The 25,818-nt window shown below is 40.1% G+C and carries 19 protein-coding genes and 2 pseudogenes; 10 read left to right on the top strand and 11 right to left on the bottom strand.

Annotation, left to right across the window (positions count from 1 at the left end):
* The first annotated feature begins 310 nt into the window (after positions 1-310).
* The 7 genes from FD723_RS32370 to FD723_RS32340 all read left to right on the top strand — a co-directional run bounded on the left by FD723_RS32370 (position 311) and on the right by FD723_RS32340 (position 10,079).
* Positions 311-1,270, top strand: a complete 960-nt coding sequence (locus tag FD723_RS32370; RefSeq protein ID WP_179069399.1) for a ParM/StbA family protein — start codon at positions 311-313, stop codon at positions 1,268-1,270.
* A 5-nt stretch (positions 1,271-1,275) separates the two neighbouring features.
* Positions 1,276-1,575 carry a hypothetical protein gene (locus FD723_RS32365; RefSeq protein ID WP_179069398.1) on the top strand — a complete coding sequence of 100 codons (300 nt, stop codon included), beginning with the start codon at positions 1,276-1,278 and terminating at the stop codon, positions 1,573-1,575.
* A gap of 154 nt (positions 1,576-1,729) precedes the next feature.
* Positions 1,730-4,939: a DEAD/DEAH box helicase gene (locus tag FD723_RS32360; RefSeq protein ID WP_179069397.1), complete on the top strand. Its 3,210-nt coding sequence runs from the start codon at positions 1,730-1,732 to the stop codon at positions 4,937-4,939.
* Positions 4,940-4,944: 5 nt separating this feature from the next.
* Entirely contained in the window at positions 4,945-5,781 is an 837-nt protein-coding gene (locus tag FD723_RS32355) for an SWIM zinc finger family protein (protein ID WP_179069396.1), read from the top strand.
* A 134-nt stretch (positions 5,782-5,915) separates the two neighbouring features.
* Positions 5,916-8,132 (top strand): AAA family ATPase, encoded by a 2,217-nt coding sequence (locus tag FD723_RS32350; protein ID WP_179069395.1) that lies wholly within the window; start codon positions 5,916-5,918, stop codon positions 8,130-8,132.
* 169 nt (positions 8,133-8,301) lie between these two features.
* Complete coding sequence (locus tag FD723_RS43290; protein ID WP_256875270.1) at positions 8,302-8,904, top strand: hypothetical protein; 603 nt, start codon at positions 8,302-8,304, stop codon at positions 8,902-8,904.
* Between the two features lie 119 nt (positions 8,905-9,023).
* Entirely contained in the window at positions 9,024-10,079 is a 1,056-nt protein-coding gene (locus FD723_RS32340) for a J domain-containing protein (protein ID WP_179069394.1), read from the top strand.
* 48 nt (positions 10,080-10,127) lie between these two features.
* Here FD723_RS32340 and FD723_RS32335 read toward each other — a convergent pair.
* The 3 genes and pseudogenes from FD723_RS32335 to FD723_RS43285 all read right to left on the bottom strand — a co-directional run.
* A pseudogene (locus tag FD723_RS32335) lies at positions 10,128-10,391 on the bottom strand (hypothetical protein); the annotation flags it as partial.
* Positions 10,392-10,482: 91 nt separating this feature from the next.
* Positions 10,483-11,768: pseudogene (iscB, locus tag FD723_RS32330) on the bottom strand (RNA-guided endonuclease IscB).
* A 215-nt stretch (positions 11,769-11,983) separates the two neighbouring features.
* Positions 11,984-12,115 (bottom strand): hypothetical protein, encoded by a 132-nt coding sequence (locus tag FD723_RS43285; protein WP_256875310.1) that lies wholly within the window; start codon positions 12,113-12,115, stop codon positions 11,984-11,986.
* 161 nt (positions 12,116-12,276) lie between these two features.
* Here FD723_RS43285 and FD723_RS32325 point away from each other — a divergent pair, with 161 nt between their 5' ends.
* The gene (locus tag FD723_RS32325; RefSeq protein ID WP_306297033.1) at positions 12,277-12,888 is read left to right on the top strand and encodes an Rpn family recombination-promoting nuclease/putative transposase; all 612 of its coding nucleotides are present in this window, start codon (positions 12,277-12,279) and stop codon (positions 12,886-12,888) included.
* Entirely contained in the window at positions 12,885-13,130 is a 246-nt protein-coding gene (locus tag FD723_RS43980) for a hypothetical protein (protein WP_306297032.1), read from the top strand. Before FD723_RS32325 ends, FD723_RS43980 begins: the two co-directional genes overlap by 4 nt.
* On the opposite strand, the gene FD723_RS32320 is transcribed toward FD723_RS43980, so the two are convergent.
* From FD723_RS32320 to FD723_RS32305, 4 genes are all read right to left on the bottom strand, one after another.
* A complete protein-coding gene (locus tag FD723_RS32320; RefSeq protein ID WP_179069393.1) occupies positions 13,101-13,595 on the bottom strand; it encodes a hypothetical protein in 495 nt (164 codons plus the stop codon). The two genes, FD723_RS43980 and FD723_RS32320, sit on opposite strands and share 30 nt — an antisense overlap.
* A 259-nt stretch (positions 13,596-13,854) precedes the next feature.
* Positions 13,855-14,640: an ATP-grasp domain-containing protein gene (locus FD723_RS32315; protein ID WP_179069392.1), complete on the bottom strand. Its 786-nt coding sequence runs from the start codon at positions 14,638-14,640 to the stop codon at positions 13,855-13,857.
* 177 nt (positions 14,641-14,817) lie between these two features.
* On the bottom strand, positions 14,818-15,054 hold the full coding sequence (locus FD723_RS32310; RefSeq protein WP_179069391.1) for a hypothetical protein: 237 nt from the start codon (positions 15,052-15,054) through the stop codon (positions 14,818-14,820).
* Between the two features lie 94 nt (positions 15,055-15,148).
* Entirely contained in the window at positions 15,149-20,356 is a 5,208-nt protein-coding gene (locus tag FD723_RS32305) for a hypothetical protein (protein WP_179069390.1), read from the bottom strand.
* A 38-nt stretch (positions 20,357-20,394) separates the two neighbouring features.
* Here FD723_RS32305 and FD723_RS32300 point away from each other — a divergent pair, with 38 nt between their 5' ends.
* Complete coding sequence (locus FD723_RS32300) at positions 20,395-20,928, top strand: hypothetical protein (protein ID WP_179069389.1); 534 nt, start codon at positions 20,395-20,397, stop codon at positions 20,926-20,928.
* 76 nt (positions 20,929-21,004) lie between these two features.
* Here FD723_RS32300 and FD723_RS32295 read toward each other — a convergent pair whose 3' ends face one another.
* From FD723_RS32295 to FD723_RS32280, 4 genes are all read right to left on the bottom strand, one after another.
* Positions 21,005-21,379 (bottom strand): hypothetical protein, encoded by a 375-nt coding sequence (locus FD723_RS32295; RefSeq protein WP_179069388.1) that lies wholly within the window; start codon positions 21,377-21,379, stop codon positions 21,005-21,007.
* 197 nt (positions 21,380-21,576) lie between these two features.
* Positions 21,577-21,987 carry a hypothetical protein gene (locus FD723_RS32290; RefSeq protein ID WP_179069387.1) on the bottom strand — a complete coding sequence of 137 codons (411 nt, stop codon included), beginning with the start codon at positions 21,985-21,987 and terminating at the stop codon, positions 21,577-21,579.
* 46 nt (positions 21,988-22,033) lie between these two features.
* Positions 22,034-24,286: an ATP-binding cassette domain-containing protein gene (locus FD723_RS32285; protein WP_179069386.1), complete on the bottom strand. Its 2,253-nt coding sequence runs from the start codon at positions 24,284-24,286 to the stop codon at positions 22,034-22,036.
* Between the two features lie 300 nt (positions 24,287-24,586).
* Complete coding sequence (locus FD723_RS32280) at positions 24,587-25,816, bottom strand: ParM/StbA family protein (RefSeq protein ID WP_179069385.1); 1,230 nt, start codon at positions 25,814-25,816, stop codon at positions 24,587-24,589.
* Positions 25,817-25,818: the final 2 nt, after the last annotated feature.

Here is a 25,818-nt window from a genome sequence, read left to right as displayed (position 1 = left end):
AATTAATTTCTGCTGCATTGATAAAAAGATTTCAAAAAATCCTACTGGGGGCTATGTGGGGGCTATGTATACCCCAACAATAGCTCAGGACTTTGGTGACATTTTGACCCCTATATAGGATATATATAGGTGCTATATGGGGTACATTTGAATGACTGAGATTTTATACCCCACTTAGCCCCCAAGGGGTTATGATAAACTCTTGAGTCTGGATCAAAAAGGGGGAGTTATTTTATTCTTCTCTCCCCTACTCCCCCAAATTATCTGAACAGATAACTTTCACAAATCAAAGCGTATTACCTTGGAGCAGATGTCAAACATTCACACCTTACAAAAAATTTTTCCTGCGGGTTTCGATAACGGTTACGGAAGCCTCAAACTTTTAGTCGATGGCTTTGAAGTAGTTCGTGTGCCCAGCTATATAACTAATGCCGAGATGGAAGATGTGCCAGGACGTGTAGTTTTTAACGGTAGTGCTTATACAGTTGGAGAGTCTGCTTACCGTACAGGAAATTATTTTGACCGCAACACAGACAACAATGAAAATAAAGTAAATAATGCGTTGTTGACTTTATTGGGTGCATTGGCACATCTGCCACACCGTAAGGCTTGGCACTTAAAATTAGTCGTCAGCTTACATGATGTTGGTCTGGCTGAAGAATTACAAAAAGTACTCAATGGAGAATATCAGCCAATACTTGCTGGCAAACAATCAGACGTGAAAGTAGAAGTGCTGAAAGTTGTACTAGAGGGTATGGGTGCATTGTTTGGGCATCCACTACCGAAAAAATTAACAATTTTAGACTTTGGTAATGGAACAACCCTATATTCTCGTTACAACCGAGGTCAGCGAGAAGTTCACACTGCCTACCCCATTGGTGTAGAAGTTCTCATCGATGATATTTCCCAAAAAATGAAACATCTAAATGGGGGGAAAATCGGGGATGCTTCCAAGATCCGATTTTGTCTGGAGATGGGACATACCAGGTACAGCCGTGACATTGATATCAAAGATATATACAGTGCAAGTTTAAAAGATTGGTATGAAAAATACTTGAAGAAAGTGGTGAATCTGACATTGGATGCCAAGCACCAAGGGGATGAAATCTGGGCGATAGGTGGAGGCTGTCTCTTACCAGGATTTAAGAAGCTGTTGGAGAAAAACGGCTTCAAAATCCTGGACAATCCGGTAGAAGCCAATGTCTCTGGGCTTTTAGAGATGGCAAAAACCATCACCAGCAAGAATCCAGCATCTACATCTATTAAGTGATCGCAATGGCAGACAAACTTGACTTAACCCCAGAAAAAGTTCGGATCAAAGATAGCTACCGTGAGCGGATATTTGCCGAATCACAGCAACTAGGCAAGAGTTACCTGGAGACGCTTTACTTTATTATTGATTGCTATTTTGCTTTCAGAAAGGGTGCGTTTCCCACACAACAAGCGACTTTCACCCCGATTAATACAGAAGATAACAAACTCTCTTCAAGGACTGCAACTCCATTCGCAGAATTCGCAGAGGAGGAAGAAGAAGATTCTGATGGTGAAACATTCAGTCTTGACTTTGATTTGTAGCCAAAATGTAGGATTTATGTCTGATTTCTGAACAAGCGATCGCACGATAGCGTCATCGCTTTCTTTTGCATAAAGAAAATAGTTCTAGCACCTCTGTTTGCTAAAGTAATTCTAAGGCGCGTGAATTTCCAAACAATCCAGAGGCATTATAACTATGAGAATACTTCATGGCACCTGGATACCAAACGAGGAAACTGACTTTATTCAGTCAGGGTCTTTTTACTTGTGGGTAGAAACTCAATTATCCCAAAAAAGTCACACCAATAGTCAAAAAATTCATCCTGGACACTTGGTAGAATCCCAATTAATCGCCTTTTTAGTACAAGAATTGGGAATTAAAGAAGACAATACTAAATTTTCCCAACGCATATCTCCTAAATACTTTGCCTTACCAACCACCAATAATCAGCCCCTACCCTCACCAGAATTAACCAAGTATTTAGAAATTGAGTTGACTGATAGCTATGAAGAATTCCAATATTGGCAGATTGATTGTTATGAAACAGTAGTGTCTACCAAAAATGTCACAACACTTAATATTATTAAACTACTTAAAGATATCCATTTTTTAGCAATATATAATGCCGAGAGTTTTCAAATTGGTTCAGATTTATTATTTTGGTATCATTACACTCAAAGTTTTAAACAAGTAATCCTCAAAGACCAATTTATTCCCGCACTGAAATATCGACAGTTATCATCGGAAAATCCGAAGAAAAAAGGCAAAAACAAGACTGCTAAAGCAGCATTTGAAATTTATGCCACCTGGGAAATTATTTCAGAACAATATGAAGCAAATATTCTGAAATATATTGACTATATGCCACTAATATGTGTGGCAGGTAAAGCAACAGTTAGTTATCCTATTGAGTTTTTTGATCGAGAAACACTATTGCGTCACTTTTCCGAATATGTACTTCATGATTTAGTAACTCACACCCCATCAACAGCCGCTTTTGACAAACAAATTGCTGATTCTCTAATTGAATCTTGCTTTTCTCCTCGTCAGCACAATCCACTAACAACAAATACTGCCCTTGAGGAATATCGGCAATGGTTGGTGTGGAAAACCAAAATAACCCGCACTCAAGCTGATTCACCTTTTCATCTGTGCTTCCAGTTACATTCTCCTTCATCGTCACAAATAGACAATTGGCAAATTCAATTTCTAGTAGCCAGTAAACAAGATCCATCCTTGAAGTTAGCGTTAGCAGACTACTGGACAATGAATCAATTTACCAAAACTGGCGTACATAAAGATTTTGGTAAAGATTTTGAAACAAATTTACTGCTGAATCTGGGGTATGCAGCCCGGATGTATACCAAACTCTGGCTTGGGTTGGAGACAGATAAGCCAACAGCAATGCAACTTACCTTAGATGAAGCATTTGACTTCCTTACTGAAAGTGCTTGGGTACTGGAAGACTCAGGATTCAAAGTAATTGTACCTGCTTGGTATACTCCGGCAGGTCGTCGTCGCGCCAAAATTCGCCTCAAAGCATCGGGTAGCAAACTTGCTGCAACGAAAGGGGAAACAAAAAGCTATTTTGGCTTAGACTCACTGGTGGAGTATCAGTATGAGTTGGCAATTGGGGAGCAAACTGTCACACCTATTGAATGGGAACAACTGATTAATGCTAAAACTCCCCTAGTGCATTTTCGCGGTCAATGGATGGAATTAGACCGGGATAAAATGCAGCAGTTACTCGAATTTTGGCAGTCCCACGGTAACGAACAACCCCAGATGACCTTACTGGAGTTTCTACAACGCAGTGCTGAATTGGGGTCAGAATGGGAAATTGAACATGACGAAGCTTTGTCAGAGATGATAGCAAAGCTACAAGATAAAAGTCGCCTAGAACCAATTTCTGAACTTGAGAATCTGCAAGGCACACTCCGAGAATATCAAAAGCGTGGTGTTTCCTGGCTACAATATCTAGAAAACTTGGGATTAAATGGCTGTTTGGCAGACGATATGGGTTTAGGTAAATCCGTGCAGGTGATTGCCCGATTAGTGCAAGAGAAAGAGTTACATTCAGCTCTGAAAGTAGGAGGAAAAATTACTTCTTTATCTGCCCTGCCCACACTATTAATTGCTCCGACTTCTGTTGTTGGCAACTGGCAGAAGGAAATTGCCAAATTCGCACCTCATTTAAAAACTATGGTGCATCATGGTAGCACTAGGCTACAAAATCTAGCTGATTTCAAAGCTGCTTGTGAACAAAACGATGTGATAATTAGCTCCTTTACTCTAGTCCGCAAAGATGAAAAGTTATTGAGCGGCATCGAGTGGCAACGTTTAGTACTGGATGAGGCACAAAATATTAAAAATCCGAAAGCTGCCCAAACTAAAGCTATTTTAAAATTAAGAGCTAAACATCGGCTGGCATTGACAGGCACTCCTGTAGAAAACCGCTTACTGGATTTATGGTCAATTTTTAACTTTCTCAATCCTGGTTACTTGGGTAAAGAAGCCCAGTTTCGGAAAATCTTCGAGATTCCGATTCAAAAAGACAATGACCGCGTGAAATCTGCCACCTTGAAAAAACTGGTAGAACCTCTAATTCTGCGAAGGTTAAAAACTGACCAATCTATTATTAATGACTTGCCAGATAAAGTGGAACAAAAACTCTACACCAACCTGACCAAAGAGCAAGCATCGCTTTATGAAGTGGTGGTACTAGATGTAGAAAAACAATTGCAATCAGCAGAGGGAATTCAGCGCAAAGGATTGATTCTTTCAACGCTGATGAAATTGAAGCAGATTTGTAATCATCCAGCCCAATTTCTGCAAGATGGGAGCGAATTTTCACCACTGCGTTCGCACAAACTCAGTCGGTTAGCAGAGATGGTTGAGGAGGCAGTTGATGAAGGAGAAAGTTTACTCATTTTTAGTCAATTTACGGAAGTGGGTGAAAAGATTGAAAAACATCTCAAACATAGTCTGCATTGCAATACTTACTATTTGCATGGTGGTACTAGTCGCCCACGTCGAGAGCAAATGATTACCGAATTTCAAGACCCAAATACAGAACCATCGGTTTTTATCCTTTCCTTGAAAGCAGGGGGCGTAGGTATCACCCTCACGAAAGCCAACCATGTCTTTCACTTTGACCGTTGGTGGAACCCAGCAGTTGAAGACCAAGCAACTGACCGTGCTTTCCGTATTGGTCAAAAAAAGAATGTCTTTGTGCATAAGTTTGTTGCCATTGGAACTCTAGAAGAGAGAATTGACCAAATGATTGAAGATAAGAAAAAACTCTCTGATGCTGTTGTTGGTAGCGATGAATCTTGGCTCACCGAATTAGATAATGAAGCCTTTAAGCGGTTGATTTCATTGAACAAGAGTGCAATTTTGGAGTAGATATTATGGCTAAATTTAGTCGAACTTGGTGGGGCGATCGCTTTATTCAAGCACTAGAAGCTTTTACAGATGATAACCGACTCAAAAGAGGACGATCTTATGCTAGCGGTGGTAAAGTCAAAAGCTTTGAGATTGACTTAAATAAAATTACTGCCAAAGTCAGAGGCTCAGTTAATCCCTATTTTGGAATCTACAAAGAACCAACTTATAATATAGAGATTCAGATTACACCTATTGCTAAAACCCATTGGAATGAAGCTATCCAAAAGCTTTCTTCTAAAGCCAGTATCATTTCTCGATTGCTGCTAAATGAAGTCCCAGAAAATATTGAAGATACTTTCTCTCATTTGGGACTACATTTATTGCCCCATAGTAGTAAGGATTTCAAAACTAAATGCTCTTGTCCAGATTATGCTAATCCCTGTAAGCACATTGCTGGAGTTTACTATTTAGTGGCTTCTCAATTAGATAATAATCCCTGGTTGTTATTTGAATTACGGGGATTATCGAAAGCAGAACTTCAAGCCAAACTAGCTAATTCTCCTTTGGGAAAAACTCTATCTGAGGAATTGAATACTAAGGAAATTCCTTTAGAACTTTCTAATTCGCTATACACTAAGCTAGAAAAGCAATCTCTTAACCAAATGCCAAATGCCAGAGAATTTTGGTTAGGTACAAAGCGATTACCACAAACTATTGAAGTGGCGACTCCAAGTAGTATCTGTGCAATTTTGATTAAGAAACAAGGGGATTTTCCTGATTTCTGGCACAATGATGCTTCCTTTATTGAAACAATGGAAGAACTGTATCAGCGAGTCAAAACCAAAAATCATCAGTTCTGATTTCAGCGCTGATAACGACATCGTAAAGTAATTTCTTTTTAGATATTAATTGCCGTTATAATTTTTTACCTTGAAAAAGCATACGCACATATTTTATGCCTTGAAAAACTCCACTTCTGAAGACGTATTTAATAATGGATTTATTTGACCAGCATCTTGCAAAAATAACTGAAGAATCAGCACCTCTGGCGGCTCGGATGCGTCCACGAACACTTGATGAATTTATTGGTCAAGACCATATTATTGGGCAAGGAAGGCTACTGCGGCGTGCTATTAATTTAGATCAACTGTCTTCCTTAATCTTTTCTGGGCCACCAGGGACTGGCAAAACTACTTTAGCCCGTGTTATTGCCAACAGCACCCGCGCTCACTTCATTGCTATCAATGCCGTACTCTCAGGAGTCAAAGAAATTCGAGCGGCAATTGAAATAGCCCAACAACAGCGTAAGTTCCATAATCAACGAACTATTCTTTTTGTCGATGAAGTCCATCGTTTTAACAAGTCTCAGCAAGATGCTCTATTGCCTTGGGTAGAGAATGGTACAATCATTCTCATTGGTGCTACCACCGAAAATCCTTTTTTTGAGGTCAATAAGGCACTTGTCAGCCGTTCGCGGATTTTTCAACTTCAGCAATTAACTGATGAAGATTTATACAAAATTGTTGAGCAAACACTCTTCGATTCAGAACGCGGTTATGGCAAGTTAATAGTACAAATTGACACAGATGCTTTAGCTCATCTAGTTAATGTTGCCAATGGTGATGCTCGTTCGTTATTGAATGCTTTGCAACTGGCTGTAGAGACTACACCCCCCGATACTACAGGTGTTATTCATATTCCCCTAGCAGTGGCAGAAGAATCAATTCAACAACGTGCTGTTTTATACGACAAAGAAGGGGATGCCCATTTTGATACCATTAGTGCTTTTATTAAGAGCTTACGAGGTTCTGACCCAGATGCAGCACTCTATTGGCTGGCCAAAATGGTTTATGCCGGTGAAGACCCGCGCTTCATCTTCCGTCGGATGTTAATTCTTGCAAGCGAAGATGTCGGATTGGCTGATCCACAAGCAATTGTCGTTACAAATGCCTGTGCCGAAGCTTTTGACCGCGTGGGAATGCCGGAAGGACGTTATCATTTGGCGCAGGCAGTACTTTATTTAGCGACTGCACCAAAATCCAATAGCATTATGGGCTTTTTTGATGCTTTAGCCGCAGTAGAAAATGAAAATGTTGCAGAAGTCCCCACTCACCTTAAAGATGCCAATCGGGATAAAAAAGGCTTTGGACATGGGGCGGGTTATCTCTATCCTCACGCTTACCGAGATCATTGGGTAGAACAGCAGTATTTACCCAAGAGCTTGCAAGGTCAATTGTTTTATCAACCATCAATCCAAGGTTATGAACACCAAATCGCAACACAAGTGGCGCGTCGCCGAGAAGCTCAACTTGCTGCAATAGTAGAAGGTATTGGTGTTGCACCAATGGAAGTCATGACTTATGGAACTGTTAACCGAGCAGATGAGCGTTGGTTGCAACGTACACTTTCTCAGGTAAGTACACAATTAGCATCTGTGCGCGATCGCATTTTCAATTTCGCTCAATTACAACGTCATCATTTAGTATTGGATCTAAATGCCGCCACTGGTTTACTTACTTGGGAAGCAATCCGGCAAGTTCCTGAAGGTGGGGTTTATGCCTGTGTTCGCAATCGCTCTGATGCCAATGCTTTAGTAGAACTTGCTGCGGCACTTCCTGAAACAATGCGACCAATAGTTTTTACTGCATCTGTTGCACAGATACCTGCTATGCTGGCATCTCTTGCACCAAATGTACAGTTTGACTCTATTATCGGGCGCAATGTACTAGCCTTGGAATCAAATAAGGGACTTGCTGCTCAAATTTTAGGTCAATTGATCCCGCACTCAGTCAAGCTTATTTTAGCTGAGACAGTACCTCGTCATACCCAAAGGTTTTACCACTTACTGCCCAGCCAAAATCTCGATACTCAATTGTATGAGCGATTAGTTTTAGCAGAAGAAGCTATTTATACAGATGCCTCTGACCCCATGCTTAACTGGGATGCTGACGATTTGCGTCACGCTTTTGCCTCAAATGGACACTGTGTACAAGTGGTTGTTGAAAAGTATTTGACACCAATGCACATCTCTGATAATTTTATCAAGCGTTTATTTGCTGCTAATCTTAATCGACCAAGTTATGCAGATCGTCTGGCTGCAAATTTGACTAGTGAGGAAATAAATATTATTAAAAATTTATTTGTTCGTTACTTACTCAACCAATCCGTTAATTGGTCAAGCACTGTGGCATTTTTAAATATTAGCGGATGAACATAATAGGCTATCAAATCACAGTCATTTATAATTATGAGTTTAAGGATGCAATTACTCGGAAGTACGTCTTGATAAAAACGGATCACTGAAGCTAAGGTAACATTTTTCCTTGACTTCGCTTTATTTGTAGATGAGTATGAACTGTTCAAAAGGATTTTACAGAACTATGCCAATTAAAAAACACATTAATCTGAATGTTGGAAGTTTCCTTAATCCCACAGATAAAAAGATAGTTGTCAATTTAGCTAGTGAAGATATTTTAATTTTAATCACCCAAGAGTTAAAAACCCGTTACTCGCCAGAAACTCAAAAACAAGCCCTTGAGGGAAGTTCTGAGCTATTACCTGATTTCGTATTACAAGAATTATTAAAACGCCAAGAGCAGGTAATAAACGTTAACCCAGATACCTTAGTACTCGTTAACTGCAACATTACAGAAACAGAGGTCGATGATTTGGAATTTAATTTGACTGTCGAAGCATATTTTGTAATTGGGGATGCTTATGGTCAAAATCATTTTCGGGCTAATAGGATCGGACTTTGGTCAAATATATGGGGTGATGAAGAAAAACTTTTTGATTTAGAAGATGAACTAGGCGACCAATTCTGGACTAATTATCAAATCCAGTTGCTCTTTGATGAAAAAAATCAGCAAACAATTGAATTAGAAGTATCACAAACAGATGACTATGAAGCAAGATTACAATTTTACCCATCTTTTCAAAAGTTTTTACCATCCATAGTTCCCTTTACGGATAATGACTTTTAAAATCCGCGATTAAACCAGAATACGCCTAGCAATTATGGCAGTCCAAGATGTGTCTTTTTTCGCATTCCCTAAGTAATGCGACAGTTCTATTTTAAACTTTAAACTTACATACGTGTTTCATGCCTCGAAAAACTACAGTTCCATCGCAATCAATTAAAGTAACTCCGCTAGCTCTGTCTCAATTACATATCCGCTTAGAGTTTCTAGAAAAACAACATCAATCACTACTCAAACAGATCAAGAAAAAGCGCACAGAACTGAAGAACTTTGTCGAACAGATGCGTTCTTTTGGTGCGGAATTTCTTACTAAAGCTACTCCACTATTCCAAAGAATGGCTGAGTTAGATCGGGAAATTCATACTCTGTTTGATGAAATTTTTACTACTAGAAAGCTTGGTAAACAAACCCTCAAAAAGATAGAAGCAGTTTACTGGAATCTACAGGTGGCAGGAGTCATCAGTGTAAACCCCAATAGTAGACATTTAGATATAGAGTTAGACAAACCGTTTGATAATGAAGATGAAAATACAACTAGAGATTTTTCAGAGGAAACTACTTCAAAACACTATCAAAATTGGCAATCACAACAGCCTATAGAATCTCCCTCCGTAGCTAGAACAGATGAGCAAAGAAAAATTCGTCAAACATTTCTGAAGTTGGCTGAAATCTTTCACCCTGACAAAGCTAGAGACAGTGAAACACAGAAGTCTTACACAGAAATCATGAAAGAAATCAATAAAGCCTATCAAGAGGGGGATTTAGCAAGACTTCTTGAAATTGAACGAAGTCAACAACCCTTAGAAATTATTGACAATAATAACGAGGATGATTTAACCCGTAGATGCCGAACTCTAGAACAGCACAATCAAATCCTTCTGGCTCAATATGAAAAACTGAAACAGGAACTGCGTTTGACAAAAAATACTCCAGAAGGAACGATGGTTTGCGATTCTCGAAAAGCTGCTAAAAAAGGCATTGACGCTATGGCTGCTATTGTAGAAACAATGGAATCTCAAATTAACGTCGTTTCTGAGATTCGGGATTTTGTTAAAGACTTTAAAGAAAAGAAAATCACTATTCAAGAATTTCTTGATGGCCCAGTTTCTTTGCGCTCCACGGACGAGTCAATTATGGAAGATATTCTTGAGCAAATGTTGTCAGAGTTAATGAGATAGTAATTTAATTATTATTGAATAATATTTGAAAATCCTAACGTAACAGGATTATTCAAAAACTCCTGCTCTTTCAATAATAAACCATTCATGATATAAAACTGCTAAAAAAAATTCCTCTCCCTTCAAGCGATCGCATACCGCCATAAATCCAGAGAAAAAAGGATCATCTTCATAGGTAGTATCAGACAGAAAAACAGTTACACAGTTGTTATCCATACTCCAGATACACCGGATTATGGTGATATTAGGATGATGTGATTTATCTACAGGTAATAATATCGGGCATCCTTGAACTGACAAAAATTCTGGCTGTTCATCAGATTCCTCGCCCCGTGGAAACCCCTTTCTTTAGATATGGGGGTAAGGGGCAGGCGATTTTAATCGCCGTGTAACTTAACTTATTTCAAAACGCATAACTATACCCGTCCTTTTTGTGAATGGCTAAACAATATTTATGGCTAATGCCTTGAATTAACCCGTTCTTGGTAGAAATATTAAAACTGCCAGTACTTCTAACTGCTACTCTCCCAATATATTCACCAACTTTTTTTCCCGTGGTGACAATAGCTTTGATAATGTCTCCAGTTTGGAAACCTTTGACAAACTTAAATCTAGGTACATAACGAGACGGAAAGCCGTATTTATCAGTACGGCACGATTGTCTAGAACCATGCCCATTAGATGTAATGAATAGTGGCTTAACTCCTTTTATATTTAAAATTGGAGTTGAAACACCCACTGCTTTGCCGCATCAATCCAGTGTGATTTCTCTAAATTTTGTTGGCTACGATTAAATTTAGTTAAACCTCCTGAGCCTGTTTCTACTGATAAGCCTGTTCCTTTTAAAACCTCCAGTAATGCAAATCTAGTCGTATTAACTGCTGCTGCATCTGCTAATGGTCTTTTAGCTTGTTTCAAGATTTTCTCTAACCTAGCGGGATCTTTCTTGAGGAAGTCTTTAATGTCTTTTGTGCCTTTTTTGATGTTACATCTTCCACAACTCAAAGTTAAATTTGTAATTGAATTAGAACCCCCGTTCGACTTTGGCTGAATGTGTTCAACCTGAAATGGAACATCCTTCACACCACAATAAGCACATTCTCTGTTCCACTTCTCAAGCAAATATTCACGAGTCTCAAAACCTTGTAGAGTCCCTTGTTGGTATTCTTTGCCCTGAATATTGGGATCGCGCATTAGTTGCATATCAAAGCGAACTAGTTCTTGGCTAATTGCTGTTATGGGTGCAAATCTCCGCAATCTATCAACCCAGGTTTTAATATTCTCTACACGACTTTGCAAACTGGGTGCAAGCCATCCTTGTGGGCGGGTTCTGTTTAAAAAACGTGGTTTACGATATCTGGTTTTCCTTGCTCGTCTACTCCGCCTTAATTGTCGCCTAGATGTTAAAGCATCTCTAATTGCAAAACCACGATGCTTTAGTTCGGCTGCAAATACAACCTCGCCAGTAGCGTCGTTGACTAATGCAAGTCCTGTCACCCTTGCACCGGGATCTAGTTTTAATCTCAGAGATGATACGGAAACTTCAGCGCTTGATTTACGGAGGATCAAGGTGAATGGAAATTGCCTGTAAATTGCTGCTTTTTTGTTTCTTAGTAATTGCCTCGCTTGTGCTGGGTGAATTGGATTAAGTGGTCTTTTTTCTGAGTCAATTAAAAACACTTTGGACATTTCTGCCCCTCCTTGCGGGTAATGTTAGCTTCGCCAAAGTTATCGGTCGGTACTATCCAAATTGCACTTCCTTAACCCTGTTACAGATGTTTAACAATTTGGTTTTAGAGCAGGAAACTAGCTACGCATCCCCTGGTAAGTTCTTGAACACTTGCCGATAACATAGTTAGTTGAACTTAGGCTGGTCAGATTCAGGCTTTTTCAAGCCCCCCGATTTATCGGTGGGGTTTCTGACATCTGAGAACTGATTCCCAATCTTCTGGCCCTTCATGTTTCTCAATAATTCTATCCCATCTAACTGCCTTAATTTTTTCTAGGCTTTCTGCTGATAAGTCTGATAATTTCATAGCTTGTATCTCATGAAGTCTGTTTTAATAGCTAATATACATAAATCAGATTATCATCTCTTTATTCTAGTGGATTGCAGAGATATTTAGTATATGCAATACTGAGCTTTAGTAAAAATCTTAACCTGAAAATAGAATGATTGTTATGAAAGTTAAATATTATGATTGACCACGACCGCCTTTTCAAAGAATTATTATCTACGTTTTTTATTGATTTCCTTGATTTGTTTCTACCTCAAGTAGCCAGCCAAATAGATCGTAATTCCATCCAGCTTTTACCCCAAGAAGTATTTAATGATGTCACTTCTGGCGAAAAGAAGGAAATTGATTTACTGGCGCAGGTGCGTTATCAACAGCAAGATACTTGTTTTCTAATTCATGTTGAAAACCAGTCTTACACTGAAACAGCCTTTGCAAAGCGGATGTTTAAATATTTTGCGCGCCTACATGAAAAGTATGATTTACCGATTTACCCAGTTGTAATTTTTTCTTTTGATGAACCCAAACGCGCCGAACCCCAAAATTATTGCGTCACCTTTGGAGATTTAAAAGTGCTGGAATTTCAGTTTGTAGCAATCCAGTTGAATCGTTTAAGTTGGCGCGATTTTCTCACGCAGCCAAATCCGGTAGCGGCAGCATTAATGTCAAAGATGAATATTTCCAAGCAAGAACGTCCACAGGTGAAGGCGGAATGTTTGCGGCTGCTGGCGACCTTAAAATTAGACCCAGCAAGGATGCAACTAATTTCTGGGGAAGAGTTGATACGTATTTGAGGCTCGACGATACTGAGAAACAGGTCTTTCAAGCGGCAATCAGTACAATGGGATTAGATGAACAGGAGGAAATTATGGAGATTGTTACAAGTTGGCAACAGGAAGGCGCTCAAAAAACAAGAGAAGAGATTGCATTAAATTTACTCAAAAGAGGAATGATTGTGCAAGAAATCTCACAAGTCACGGGTTTGAGTCTTGAACAAGTTCAGCAGTTACAAGCTCTTCTTTCTCAAGAAAATTAATGTCAGTTGTACAGATGGGTGAACAAGAAAATGAGTGCGATTACCCTGACAACTTTGTTGATTGAACCATACCAGCACAGAGAAGACAAAAATTCCAACTACTGTATTGATCAGCGCAAAAACTCTTGGTGTCATTTCAGTCTGGCGGAGAATTAGCCACTGCCCCAGCCAGAGTATTGCACCAACAATCACCGCAGCGATCCCGCTCATGACCAAATGATCTGGATATTTGAACGGATCTAGCGCCATATTAATAATTAATGGCACAAATATCAGCGCACAGAGCAAAAAGCCAATGAATAAGCCAGCAACACTTATCAGGCTCCAGTAGCGACCAAGATAACCAAGGCGGAATTCCAATATCCACTCTTGTACGGGAAGCAAAGTAAAGTAAAACGCGATTCCTGCACTGACGTAATCGAGCATTGGCACTTGTTTTACCTTTGTATCTAGCATATTTGGCATAACTGTGCCAAAACAGGTAAGAAAGATGCCAACCTAAGACGGATTGAAGCAATGATTGATTACTGAAAGGTTTCTCGCTTCCTGCGATCGCAATTTTTAAGCTGCGGCAGCATTTGGAAGTTGCAAGGTAATAGGAGTTGAAAGCCTTCTCCATTGGGGTTTTAAGCAAGTTAAAATTTTCTTGCTTACTTTTGTTTCTTACTCAGACTTTATAACCTAAACAATATCTTTTCTGTTGGCAATCCACTTCATGGGCTTGTTAACTATCAATCCACAGTTGAGCAAAACGTTCAGCCGTCCATCCAATAATATCTGATACCTGCCCATCACCAATTTCTACGATTCGCTTAGTACCATCTCTACGCTCTATCACATCAACAGAGAAAAACTGGCTCTCAATTCGCTTGGCACACTCAAAGACAATCTCTGGAATTTCTTCATCTGGTAAAGCAGCAAAAGGTTTACCAGATAGGACAAAGTAACGCCTCTCCGTTTCAAGCACAAAATCTTCAATCCGCCGCACACAAATACCTCCCTCAATCGTGCCTCGAAACTTTTGCATTTCGGCAACTACTGTTTTGATTTGCGAAGGTTGATTAATTATGGAGCCAACTGAGGTTTTGAGAGACTTAACATAATCTTTGATAAAAAATCCATCCCAGCCAAGTCGATTCAATTGGTTCTCTAAATCATCATCGACGGAATAAAATTTAGTCTCTGGAGTCAAACCAGTAATTAAAGGATACCAATTGATCAGATAATGTGTAGCTAGATACTCAGCCACAGAAGTTAAAACACTTGCCCCTATACTTTCTACAACACTAACTAATAACTCATAATCTCCAGACGAGAGCATCCAACCCCGGTAGACCACTTTTGAGCCAGGAGTTGGGGCTGGAATAATCTTTGATGAACCCGTTCCTAACGACTCTAAAGAAATAACACCAGTTGTAAACCCAGCATTTTGTATACAAGCAACTTGCTCCGAGTAGGCTGCATCCGCTTTTTTAGGATTGAAGTAATCGCTAGGAAAAAGAAATATCACAATATCTCAACCAAATATATTTTCTTTACTAATCACACAAGAGTACTCTTTCGATTTTATCAAACAGAATTCAGGAGTCAGGAGCCAGAATTCAGAATTGAATTCTGTGCAACTGGTGGATGGATAAACGGGTTTAAAACCCCAGACGCTCCTGCGTCGCTAACGCTGCGCTATCGTCTACACGGTGTCTACAATTGGTTGGGGTCTGAATCCCAATCCGATTGTGATTCTGACTCCTGAATTCTGACTTCTGAATTCTTCTTCAACATCTGCCTCTCCATCCAATTTCAGGCGGAACCAGCCCTGTGAGCGTTCGCTGTTTTTGGGGTACTCCGTACAACGATTGTCAATCCGTGCAGTATCCCAAACGAGTGTGCCTGACTTTTCATCATCTAAACCCCGCTTGATAAACACAACATTTTCCTGCTGGTCTGTATAAGCTACCCCTAGTGTTCTTCATAGCTTGATTCTCTTTTTCATTACTGAAAAGGGCTATTTTAGGATAAATCTATCTTTGTAAGTCTGCTTGTTGCGCTTGAGATTTAGCTAATATTTTATCAATTTGAGTATTAACATCTTCAAAAGTTTGCAATATCTGTGGAGTTACTTTATTAGTCTGCACCTTGCCAGATTGCAAGTTTAAAATTACCTCCCCATTTTTCTGCAAAATAGTTAAATCTCTCTGCTGGGTATTGAAAGCCAAGTCATAAATCTTTCCTTCAACTTGAGTACCATTTTCATCAGACTTACCCCAGACCATGCCAATTCTTTGAGCAATTTGAGTCAGCCGACTGATGGCTTCAAGCTCAAATTTATCTTTATTCATTACTGTCAACGCTTCGGTTGATAATTGCTCACCAGCTTTAAACCCATTTGCAACTTCTACAATGCGTTTTTTGTAATTTTCCGACTTCCCCAACTTATCTGCGGCATTGTACCAATTTCTCAAATCATCAATAGTAACTGATTGAGATTGGACTTCTTGGTTGGGTGCGGCTCTGTTTTGTGGTTCAGGAAATGGGACTATTTTCCCGTCCACATAATCCCCCAATGGCTCTAGATGTAGTCCCCACACCTGCTGTTTTTCGGTGAATAATTCTGGTAATGCTTTGGGTGAGTGCTTTTCCATGTCAGCCCATTGCTGTTGATAAACGGGGTCAGCAATCATATTAGGTGTGATTTGATACTGCTTACCCACTCGAAAGGCGACTTGCTTATCAATGCCTGTCGCCAGAGCTATATCGCCTTCCTTAAACCCATACTGTTTGTAAGGCTTATAAGCTCTAGTAGTGTGAGTTCTGCCATATCCGCGCATGGCATCAATGCAAGTATTTACAGGTAGTGGGTTCGGCTCACCATGCATCATTAAAGGGTAGTTCATCGGAATCGGTTTGCCTTTGATGACAGGAGGGGCGACGGCGAGATTTTGAACCTCTTGGTTTGGGTGGAATTGAGCGCTTTGTTGAGGTGGGGACAATGCTGATTGAGATGGAGGTTTCAAAAACTGCGGTCGTGTGGCGAGGGAATTAACTCTTTGTTGATAGTCACTATTTGATTCAATCACAGCCCCGAATTTCTTGGTCATGCTCGATAAAGTTTTGACAGGGATGGAGCTATCAACCAAGTTAAATACGGCTAGACCTTTTTTAGTTTCCTTGATAACATCTTTTATTGGTACTTGTTGACATTCAACTTTTTGAGCAGTTAACCATTTAGTCACAGTCTCAGCTTTCTGGTTGTCAACAGCCAAGCCCATGACTCCAAGTTTTTTGTTTGATTCTGTCGAAAATAAGAAAGTAGGACGCTCTTTAATATAATGTAGAATTTTCGCACTACTCTCAATCATCTCTTGTTGTTCAGAATTAACCGATTGAGTCCCAAAAGCCTGAAATTCCTTCGTCCACTTCTGGGGATATTCAACGATATTAGGGTCAATTTGAGCGCAAATAACAGAAAAATTACTTTCAATGATTGCAGGCGCGAGTGTAAGTTTTCCGGTTTTGAGTAATCCAAGTTGTCTGAGCGCGTCTTTGTCTTTTTTGAAGTGCAACACTCCCAAGGGTTCACCATTGAGAAATACTGCATCTCTAGTTTTAGAAGCTGAGGTTTCGATAGTCAGTTTTCGGTAATCTCGATCCGAGAATGACTGACCAGAAAAATCATAAAAGTTAATTTTATTAATTTTGAGGAGATTTCCATTGGGAGACTCACCCAGGACAAAAGCTTGATCTCCTGTCTCAGAGATTGACGTGAGCTTTAATTTTAGGGGATTACCATTTTTGAGATAATTAATTTCTTTTAACTGTTGGGCAGAATCGCTGTCTAACTCACCCAGGGTCAAAGCATCAATTTTGATTTTTACTGTTTTATCAGGAATCGGCACAGTGCCAAATTCTAAGTTGACCGGTTCGGCGTTAAAAACAAGTCCTGCATAAGAGAAGTTCTTGAGTTCACGGATAGTAATTTCAACCGGCTCGTTTCCTGGTAGTCCAATAGTTGCTTTGGCAGTCGCGGGTTCCACGCCAACGAAACTAGCTTGCGCTTTTGTACCAATGGGAAGCTGTGCGGTTCTGGTTTCAAGCATGGCAAATTCCTTATATTCGCCGTCACTATCCTGGACAAACATTAGCCTGGAAACATGGCGCTCATGCCCAACTGGGTGGTGAGAAGCTCTGATTTCTATCGTGTGTTTTTCGGTGGGATTCCAGTCTCGACCCAAAAATTGATTCGCTTCATTATTCAGTGTGACTAATTTCGGTTCGGTAAATTGCAATTTATCTAAGCGAGAGATAATCTCATTCGGGAAAGCAGCGAAGGCAAAATTAGAGACTTTTTTAGCGATCGCTTGGGGGTTTGCGTTTTCTTTTCTTGCAACTTCGAGTTCATCCTGGCGAGATGCACAGATGTTCCAAGCGGCGGCGGCAGATGCAAGTTTTTCTGACTCTGGGATTTTCGCATAAAATGCTTCAGCTGCATCATTTGCCAAGGCAAAGAGTAGTTTAGTTTGGGTTCTAGTAAGTTCTGGTTTTAGTTCTAGGAGTTTAGCTCCTTGTATAGTCATCCCCGCCTTGAGGTTGTGATCAGTCACCGATTGTTGGCTAACTGTCCCCAGGTTGCGGTAAGCGGGTTTTCCATCTGACCCAACCTCGCCATCTATTTGTGCAACTGCTAATAATTTATGGGGGCGTTCACTGTTTGTGAATTTAATCTCATCTAGGCGAATATTAAGTGTCTGGGCTTTCCAGATTAAGGGATGCCCCTCACGGGTGAGATTGGTAATTTCGAGTTGCGTTCCTGAATCCGTTTGAACAACTGCGCTAGGGCCAGACTCTGTTTCTCGCCGCCTTGAGGCACGAACCGCAGCGTTGAATTTCAGATCAAACTCGTACTTGGCGGCGATCGCTGCAAATTTCTGCTGTGGTGTAAATTCTACTCCTTTGAATAAGTCTTTAAACTGGACGATGGGACGCGATTCTAACTGTGATTCTTGGAAATATTTATTGGTTTGGCTAATCAATAATTCTACTGGTGAGTAGCCCTTTGGTGTTATCCCCGTGTTTAAATAAACTGAACGCGACTTTTTATCTTTAATATAATTAACATCACGATACAAGTAGCGGCTGTTCTCCCGGATTTTATCCATCTCAGGTTTTTTAGCACTTTTGAATAAATCAACCGCTATTTGGTTTTGATAACATCCTTCTTCAATCATTTCCCGGTACATCAGGCGGTTAATGTCCATTGCTTTCTGGATCATTTCGGGAGTTCTTTGAGAATGAGCAATTTCAGCAACCCCTTGCATATAAGGCTTGTATTCTTCTCGAATTAACTTTGGATCTTTCTGGCGTTCTTGCTCAAACAGGGTTTCGTAATGGTTAGAAACTTGGTCTAGATAATTTGATTTCTGCTCAAAAGTACCGTAACTCTTTAGTACCTCAATTTCTGATTCTAATGCCTCCAGTGCCGTTACTTGATTGTTGATTATGCCCACGCTGATGCTATCGCTCATGTGGATAGCGATTTTTTCAAATGGGGGCTGGCTTCCATCGGTGGAATCATAAAATGATTGTTTTTTGAGCTTAACCGTGGGCGAATAGGCGTTTTGGGGAAGATTTCTTCGCTCTGCCTCTGCTGTTAAATTGGGATATAAGCTGGCTTTTGCTACACCAATGCAGTCGCCATCGTAGTCTCGTGCTTGGCGTTCTGATTCGGTTTCGAGGGGATTAACTTCGTTGTGTTGAATACCTTGGGCTTCTAACGCTTCAATCCGAGCAAGTATGCGTTTGTGATCTTCATCACTGACTACAATTATTCCTTGTAAGTCTGTACCATCTGGAGCTAGGCGGTCTTCAACATATTTGTTATTAGAAACACACAGACCGTTAGAATTAAGAAAGGGAGAACGGAAATTTAATACTTTTTCATTTTCATCTATCCAAGTCACGCAAATTTCGCCATTCTTGAGTTCTTTGGAAGGGATAATCATTCCTCGGTCAAAAGTTAATGTCTTGCCAATCGCAATATCACGCCACTGACCTTGCACAAATCGACTTAGCTCTTGTTTTACTTTTTCAGTTTCTAGTAATTGTTGATGGCCAAGTAAATCAGCTTTGATGAGTTTGTACATGAACATATCATCTTTCTGAGATTCATCTGATTCATCGTTTAGCTCTAAGTCTTCACCAGAATTATTCTCTACTTGTTTACCTAAAGTATCAGCCTTAACTGATTCAATAATTTCTTGCTCTAAAGATTTTTTTTGCTCTTCTGAAAATTCTTTTCGCTTTTCGTAGTTTTCACAGTACAGTTGTGCAACAATTCTAGGGTCATTTTGAGCTTCTGCTAGCTTTTGGGCTAGTACCTCTAGCTCTTCTGCAAAATCCTTAATACCTTGAGGAAATGATGCTAATAATTGAGATATGGCAGTTTTACCTCGCTCTGATTGGGACTTTTCGCCTAACCAAATTTTTTGTTTGTATAATCCCGGTTGAATTTGGGGTTTAGTCGGTTTATTGGGATGATCTTTGTCTGTACCTTTGAAGCTAGATAGGGGAAGAATTAAGTCAATTTTGGGTTCATCATTCGTGTCAGCATATTTTATTTTATCAAAACTGCAAGGTCTTAATGTCCCTTTACCAAATCGATATTTAGTATCTTCTCCATCAGTTTCTGTCCACCCAAATCGATGCTGAATTACGCGATAACTTTTATCCTGCTGTTCTTCACTTTTAGTTAATTTATCATATAGCTGGGTAGAGATTTGACCGTAGCAGTCACCTACCAATTTAAAAACATTTTCTTTGTTAATAATTCCTCCATTTTCACCTTGTGCTTCAGTAGAGTCATCTACAATCAAAATGTTTAGTTCTTCATGTATCGAATTTTTACACCCCCCTAGAAAGATTGAACCGTAAGCACCTCTATCTTTTCTATCAGGGCATAACTTTTCAATTACTTTCAAGCATTCTGGCGACCCGTACAATAATCGGGTTTTAGAAGATAATAACAGCGTATGCCCATTTGGGTGATTTCTTAAATCTTCTGGCGTACTATATTCATCTATATGTCCGAAAGAAAACTGTTGATCTGGAAAGTAAAATTCTAATAGAGTATTATCTAACTTTTCAGTTAAAATTGATTGGGTATTCTGATTATCTCCATCAGTGTGAATCCATTGATTTAGTCTGGGGTCAAAGTGTTGAAATTCCAAAGACATAATCTTTTTTAATCATTGAAAATTTTTAGGAGTCCAATATGTCAAGAATTAAACGCTGGTTAAATATGCATGGGAAAGAATTTAACGCAGACGGAACTTTAAAGAATGAAGCTAGACAACAAATGTTATCTGAAGGTATGAATGACGCAGCAATCAATAGTTATGCCCTTCGACTTAAAAATAACTACGATGAATGGAAACGACTAGACGAAACAGATCCAGAGCCTTGGCCTGTTTATACTGCCTACGATTTCTTCACCCCTACAGAGCAGCAGCAGTTCAACAGTGATGGTACTCTCAAGCCAGAATATATCGAATCTGAACTAAAAAAAGGTATTAGCTCCCAATGGCTAGGAGAAATGGAACGGCGCAAGATACTGGATGTAGAAAACTATAATCGAGTGTCGGCTCGGAAAGCAGAAATGGGGATTAATTTTGGTGAGCAAGAAATGAATAGACTACGTGCTTCAAGCCGAACATATACACAACGCATAAAGCAGATGGAGGTAGACTTAAGGAACAACGAAGAACCCAGTACACTTCCGTTCGATAAAGATACTTCCTGGTTTTAAGCTAGATGTTTAAGATTTTTGGAAAGCTGAAAGTTTTGTCATCGTGCTACTTTCAGCTTTTTATGCTCATGCCTTGTCAATTGGCTTGCCGTTCTATAGCTGGAGGGATTACCCCAGGCGATCGCACAACTGACTTGTTAGAAGCGGCGGCAAGGAACGCAAACATCCCTAAAATAGCAAAAGACGTAATAATCACTTGCTGTAGGGAGGCAAATACTGACCTTTCTTTTTCCTTTTGGACAGTAATGCGATTGATATTTTGTTGAAATGCCGACAAATATAGATAATCTAATACTTTCTCACACAAGGTAGGGTCTTCACCTATCTGTACTTTCTGGCACAGGAGAATTTCTAGATGCTCCCGGCGGCGATCGCTTGTAGACAAATCGCGCTCATCCCACAGTTTTGCCTGGGTTGTATCTAAAGGTCTATTAATACCTAATATAGTCATACTATGGCCTCACTTGGTTTAGAAATTAGTTGAGGGAACAGGTGTAATCGATAATTCAATTACACCCTAGTGTGCTTTTTGAAAAATGGAACTCGTATCTAACTTAAGAAGTTTAAATATGCTTTCAAAAAAGAACTAGCAACTTGAGTACTGAAAAAATCAAAGCTCAGGTTGCTAGTAAAGTTTGAGAATATATGCTATATTTCCCAGTCCAAATCTTCAGTTGGAGATGGAGATAAAACCTGTGCATTGGGTGGTGCTTGGGGTGTATCTGGCTGCAACGGGTTCGTCCCATCCTGAAAAATCTCCTGAGCCAGAGTCCGCCCATCTGAGTCAATGTCACTACTCAAGAAATACTCCAAAACCTGCGGTGTAGCACCATCAATTGCTGCTTGTGCCAATAAGCTTTTTATAAATTGGGGAGATGCTTCACTATCAGCTAGTACCTTCAAGGTTTGCTCGGCATCTTGGATGGTCATTTTGGAGATATCTCTAACTCCAACTTCGTCCCAGACATCCCCGAAATACTGTCTATATTGCTGATTGAAGTCTTGCTCTTGGGCAAATCGTGATAATTCTTGTATCTGCAAATGTGTTGTTTCAGCCATGTCAAAATACACCAACTCTTCTGGAATCATCTAGAAACTTTTACTGCTAACCCTTCAATAACATAATCATGAATAATATCCAGATCATCCCACCAATTAAATAAATTAAATTCCAATTATTTCGAGATACATCTTGATATAATACACTCTCATATCCATCCAGAATACTTTGAATTAGCAGATTAGCCTTTAACAAATCATTATTCAGTGACGAAGTTCTTTTGACTTTTCCCAAACCCGGAAAATCGCACTTAGTAAAAACGTTTTTGTTATAGCAGTTACATTGAGCGATCAACAGGGCGGGAAGTTTTTTTCTTCGGCTTTCTCCCTTCTGCCAACAAAAATCATCAGTCACATCTGCACCCATTCTTGAAAGTGATACTAAATTTTCAAATGAGTATTTTGATAGCATTAATTCGCTAACCGCCTTAGCATTAGGATTAGTATTTAAGTTTTCTGTTGGTTGTATCCCCCCACCGAAGACGATTTGGAATACTAACACGATGAGTATCATTAAGGGAGCAACGCTAGGATTGGGAGCGATCGCACTGACAATCAAACCCAAAACCATGCTGCCAAACGAGGCTAAAAACAGGGTAAAGTACATTGCTCCTGTATTAGTATCAGCACCAGGAATCTCAACGGCTGCTAACATCAGGTATAGTAATACTGCCGATTGGTACATAGCTAGTACAAATGCTACGACCAACTTAGATATAAGATAGGGGGCCAGTCCCAAGCCAACGCTTCTTTCTCTTCTGTAAATTGGTCTTTCTTTAGCTATTTCCGGCATTGTGGCCAGTGAACCCGACATAATCGCCATCACCACTACAACGAACAGGGTGGAAATAGCTTGCCCTGCATTCCCTGTTTTGGTACTGAACAAGTCGGGTTTCCACAACACAAAATTGAGTGAACCCAGAATCGGCGCTCCCAGCAGCATCAATGCCAAGCTCAACTTATTTTTGAGCAGAATCGACAGATTGCGTTGGCACAACACCACAAGCTGCTGTCTCAAATTGCGCTTAACTGGCGCGGGTGCTTGGTTCTGTTGTGGTAATGATAGCAAGCGTTCGCTAATAAATTTCTTGTAATAACCTGAAGACTTGAAGCGTTCTTCCCATTGCTGCGGGGAGAGTTGATGCTCTACTTTATGATAGATTGCATCAAAATCTTGTACTTGGAAATAGTCTAATGCCAACTTGGGCGGCCCTACGTATGCCAGTCGTCCACCTTTAGCCAGGAAAACTACTTGATCTGCGATCGCTACATTCTTAGTAGCATGGGTAATTAAAACTACGGTACTACCTGCATTAGATAAAGAACGCAGCATCGACATGATTTGTAATTCTGTTCCTGGGTCTAGCCCGGATGTCGCCTCATCTAGAAAAAACAAACTGGGGGTGCTGATAAGTTCCACGCCAATAGAAACTCGTTTGCGTTGACCTCCACTGAGTTGCTTGATAGGGATATTCTTTCGCTCCCATAGGTGCAGATGTTGTAGCATTCCTTCAACAAACTGCTCCTGTTCGCTTTTAGAAAAAAAGGGGATTCGCAACTGGGCAGCAAAGATAAACGCTTCCCAAACAGTCAAGTCAAGATGGACTATATCATCCTGGGGAACATAACCAATGAGGTTCTTAAATGCGTGATAGTTCTTGTACAGGTCAACCCCATCAACTAACACTTTCCCCCTGGCGGGTCGTTGTCCGTTAAGTGCATCCATCAAAGTTGACTTCCCGCCACCACTCACCCCAGCAATCACAATGAACTCGTTGGGCAAGAACGACAGCGAGATTTCATTAAGTAACGTTGTCGAGGCGAGTATGGGGTGGCTATTTTTTCGCAAGTCGATGGCATCTAGCCTAAGTCCTGCTCTTTGCCTAGTTTCTCTATATATATGATTTGGTGTTTGAATTGGCTTAAATGTTGCCGTAACTGTTGGTGGCTCTGAAACAAACTTTTTCGCTTTAATTTCCGACTGAATCTCTACCTCAATAATGACCTGACCAATTTGGATTAAACGACCGTCTGACAAAAGATAACCCTGCCTTGGCTCTAGCTTTATTCCTCCTATTTTTGTTCCCTCAACACTATCTAAATCTGCCAAGTAGTATTGCTCGTCTTTTTTGATGATAATCGCATGAGTGCTACTAACACTCATATCCTTTATTAGTAAGTGACATGATTTTTCGCTGCCAATTACATAGTGGTTGTTATCAGCAAAACAGGCACGATGAACATAGTGTTTGGTGACATGATTTTGGTGGACGAGCAGATATAAATGTCGAATCTCCATAACTTGGGAGAGCGAATTTTCTAATTTTTGTCTCACTGGGTAGATAATACAGCAATTAACTGAGTAAATCATCCACAACTTTGAAAATACATTGAGAGGGGTCGAGTTGCTAGGGCGATGCTCCCCCCGGATTCAGTGCGATCGCCTGCGGGAGGAAACACCATTCAAAGCCAAACCCTTACGTTTACTGGCTTTGGCAATGTTAGACAGAATGTCTGTCTAACATCAGACAGCATTAGTCGCAACAGTTGTCGTACAAATGCAAACTAATCTAAATCCCAACACCCTACCCCCAACACCCTATTTTTGGCTTGTAGTGATATAACCGTTTCTTTGCCAAATCTCCGTGTCTGGTTTAAAACTCTTGAATGGTTGAACATAATAATCAGGAACTAGGGGTTTGTCTTGGCGGTCATAGCTCAATTCATGATCCAAAAACTTGATATGGCTAATATGGGATGCCCAAGCATCGGCTATCCTATCACCTAATCCCATTGTGTCTAAATATTTAGGTAGTTCCATTCCGCCATTCCAACAAATGGGAATGCCTTCACTATCAAAATGTTCGGTTAGCTCTTGGCGTACAAAGGATGCTGTCCCACCACAAACTAAAATTTCATCCATAAGAGCAATATTTCTCAACCAGCGCCATAAAGCACGGCAGTACTCTTTGCGAACTATCGGTAAAATCCGACAAAACAACTCTACGTCAGCATTGATTTCTTCGATTCTGGTTTTGCGTGATAAAAACCGCAGTGCATCAAAATTGTTATTCGTGGTTTCGGCTAAGGCTGAAATTAGGCGTAAGTCATCTTTTGATAAACCTACAGCAGTACGTTCTACAAACTGATGCACCACCCAATTCATCCCTAAATCTGTAGATTCAGCTTTTATTGCATTCCCCTTGTGCGACAAAATAAAACTGGCATTACGATAGCCTAACATCAGCATTCCTATACTCTTTTGGAAATAGTTAATGTTGACGTTGCGACTGCGATATGCCATGATACCCGCCCCTTCTGGACTGACATCAAAGCTACGTAATTTCGCTTTTAACCTCCCTGTTGGCGTGATTATTCCTGTTTTTAAGTTCTGTGCTAGTTTTGCTCTGAGCGTTTGCCCATCTGACGCTTCTCCCACTGGCAACAGCAAATGTACATATAGCTCTATATCTGGGTTTTTCACTCCCAGCCGCCGAATTGCCAACCATAACATAGCTGCTACTTTCGGTAAGGCATATTGATACTTCAAATCTCTAATAGCTGATGTCCCCGCGAACATACTTTTGGCTAATGCTCCCAGGACATAGTATTCTGACCCAATTCCTATCCACACCGTCGTATCTTGTACAAGTTGATTTGACAAATATTCTATTGACTCTACTCCTAAATCCGCTATTTCTGGTTCCATTGCTAAAACTATTGGAACCCCATCTGGATAAATCTGTGCTATCCCCTTCTGAGAACTTGTCCCTAAATCAATAGTTATCGCAACTTTTGTGTAGTCTTTAGAATTATTTTTTTTATTCATCT

The sequence above is a fragment of the Nostoc sp. C052 genome (assembly GCF_013393905.1).
In the GTDB taxonomy this organism is placed as follows: domain Bacteria; phylum Cyanobacteriota; class Cyanobacteriia; order Cyanobacteriales; family Nostocaceae; genus Nostoc.
The sequence above is the reverse complement of the archived record's forward strand: the minus strand, read 5'-3'. Positions and strand labels throughout refer to the sequence as shown.

Bases quoted from the DNA above. Each gene is read 5' to 3' on its own strand.
- FD723_RS32370 (WP_179069399.1), top strand. From the start codon at position 311: ATGTCAAACATTCACACCTTACAAAAAATTTTTCCTGCGGGTTTCGAT.
- FD723_RS32365 (WP_179069398.1), top strand. From the start codon at position 1,276: ATGGCAGACAAACTTGACTTAACCCCAGAAAAAGTTCGGATCAAAGAT.
- FD723_RS32360 (WP_179069397.1), top strand. From the start codon at position 1,730: ATGAGAATACTTCATGGCACCTGGATACCAAACGAGGAAACTGACTTT.
- FD723_RS32355 (WP_179069396.1), top strand. From the start codon at position 4,945: ATGGCTAAATTTAGTCGAACTTGGTGGGGCGATCGCTTTATTCAAGCA.
- FD723_RS32350 (WP_179069395.1), top strand. From the start codon at position 5,916: ATGGATTTATTTGACCAGCATCTTGCAAAAATAACTGAAGAATCAGCA.
- FD723_RS43290 (WP_256875270.1), top strand. From the start codon at position 8,302: ATGCCAATTAAAAAACACATTAATCTGAATGTTGGAAGTTTCCTTAAT.
- FD723_RS32340 (WP_179069394.1), top strand. From the start codon at position 9,024: ATGCCTCGAAAAACTACAGTTCCATCGCAATCAATTAAAGTAACTCCG.
- FD723_RS43285 (WP_256875310.1), bottom strand. From the start codon at position 12,115: ATGAAATTATCAGACTTATCAGCAGAAAGCCTAGAAAAAATTAAGGCA.
- FD723_RS32325 (WP_306297033.1), top strand. From the start codon at position 12,277: ATGATTGACCACGACCGCCTTTTCAAAGAATTATTATCTACGTTTTTT.
- FD723_RS32320 (WP_179069393.1), bottom strand. From the start codon at position 13,595: ATGCCAAATATGCTAGATACAAAGGTAAAACAAGTGCCAATGCTCGAT.
- FD723_RS32305 (WP_179069390.1), bottom strand. From the start codon at position 20,356: ATGTCTTTGGAATTTCAACACTTTGACCCCAGACTAAATCAATGGATT.
- FD723_RS32300 (WP_179069389.1), top strand. From the start codon at position 20,395: ATGTCAAGAATTAAACGCTGGTTAAATATGCATGGGAAAGAATTTAAC.
- FD723_RS32295 (WP_179069388.1), bottom strand. From the start codon at position 21,379: ATGACTATATTAGGTATTAATAGACCTTTAGATACAACCCAGGCAAAA.
- FD723_RS32290 (WP_179069387.1), bottom strand. From the start codon at position 21,987: ATGGCTGAAACAACACATTTGCAGATACAAGAATTATCACGATTTGCC.
- FD723_RS32285 (WP_179069386.1), bottom strand. From the start codon at position 24,286: ATGGAGATTCGACATTTATATCTGCTCGTCCACCAAAATCATGTCACC.
- FD723_RS32280 (WP_179069385.1), bottom strand. From the start codon at position 25,816: ATGAATAAAAAAAATAATTCTAAAGACTACACAAAAGTTGCGATAACT.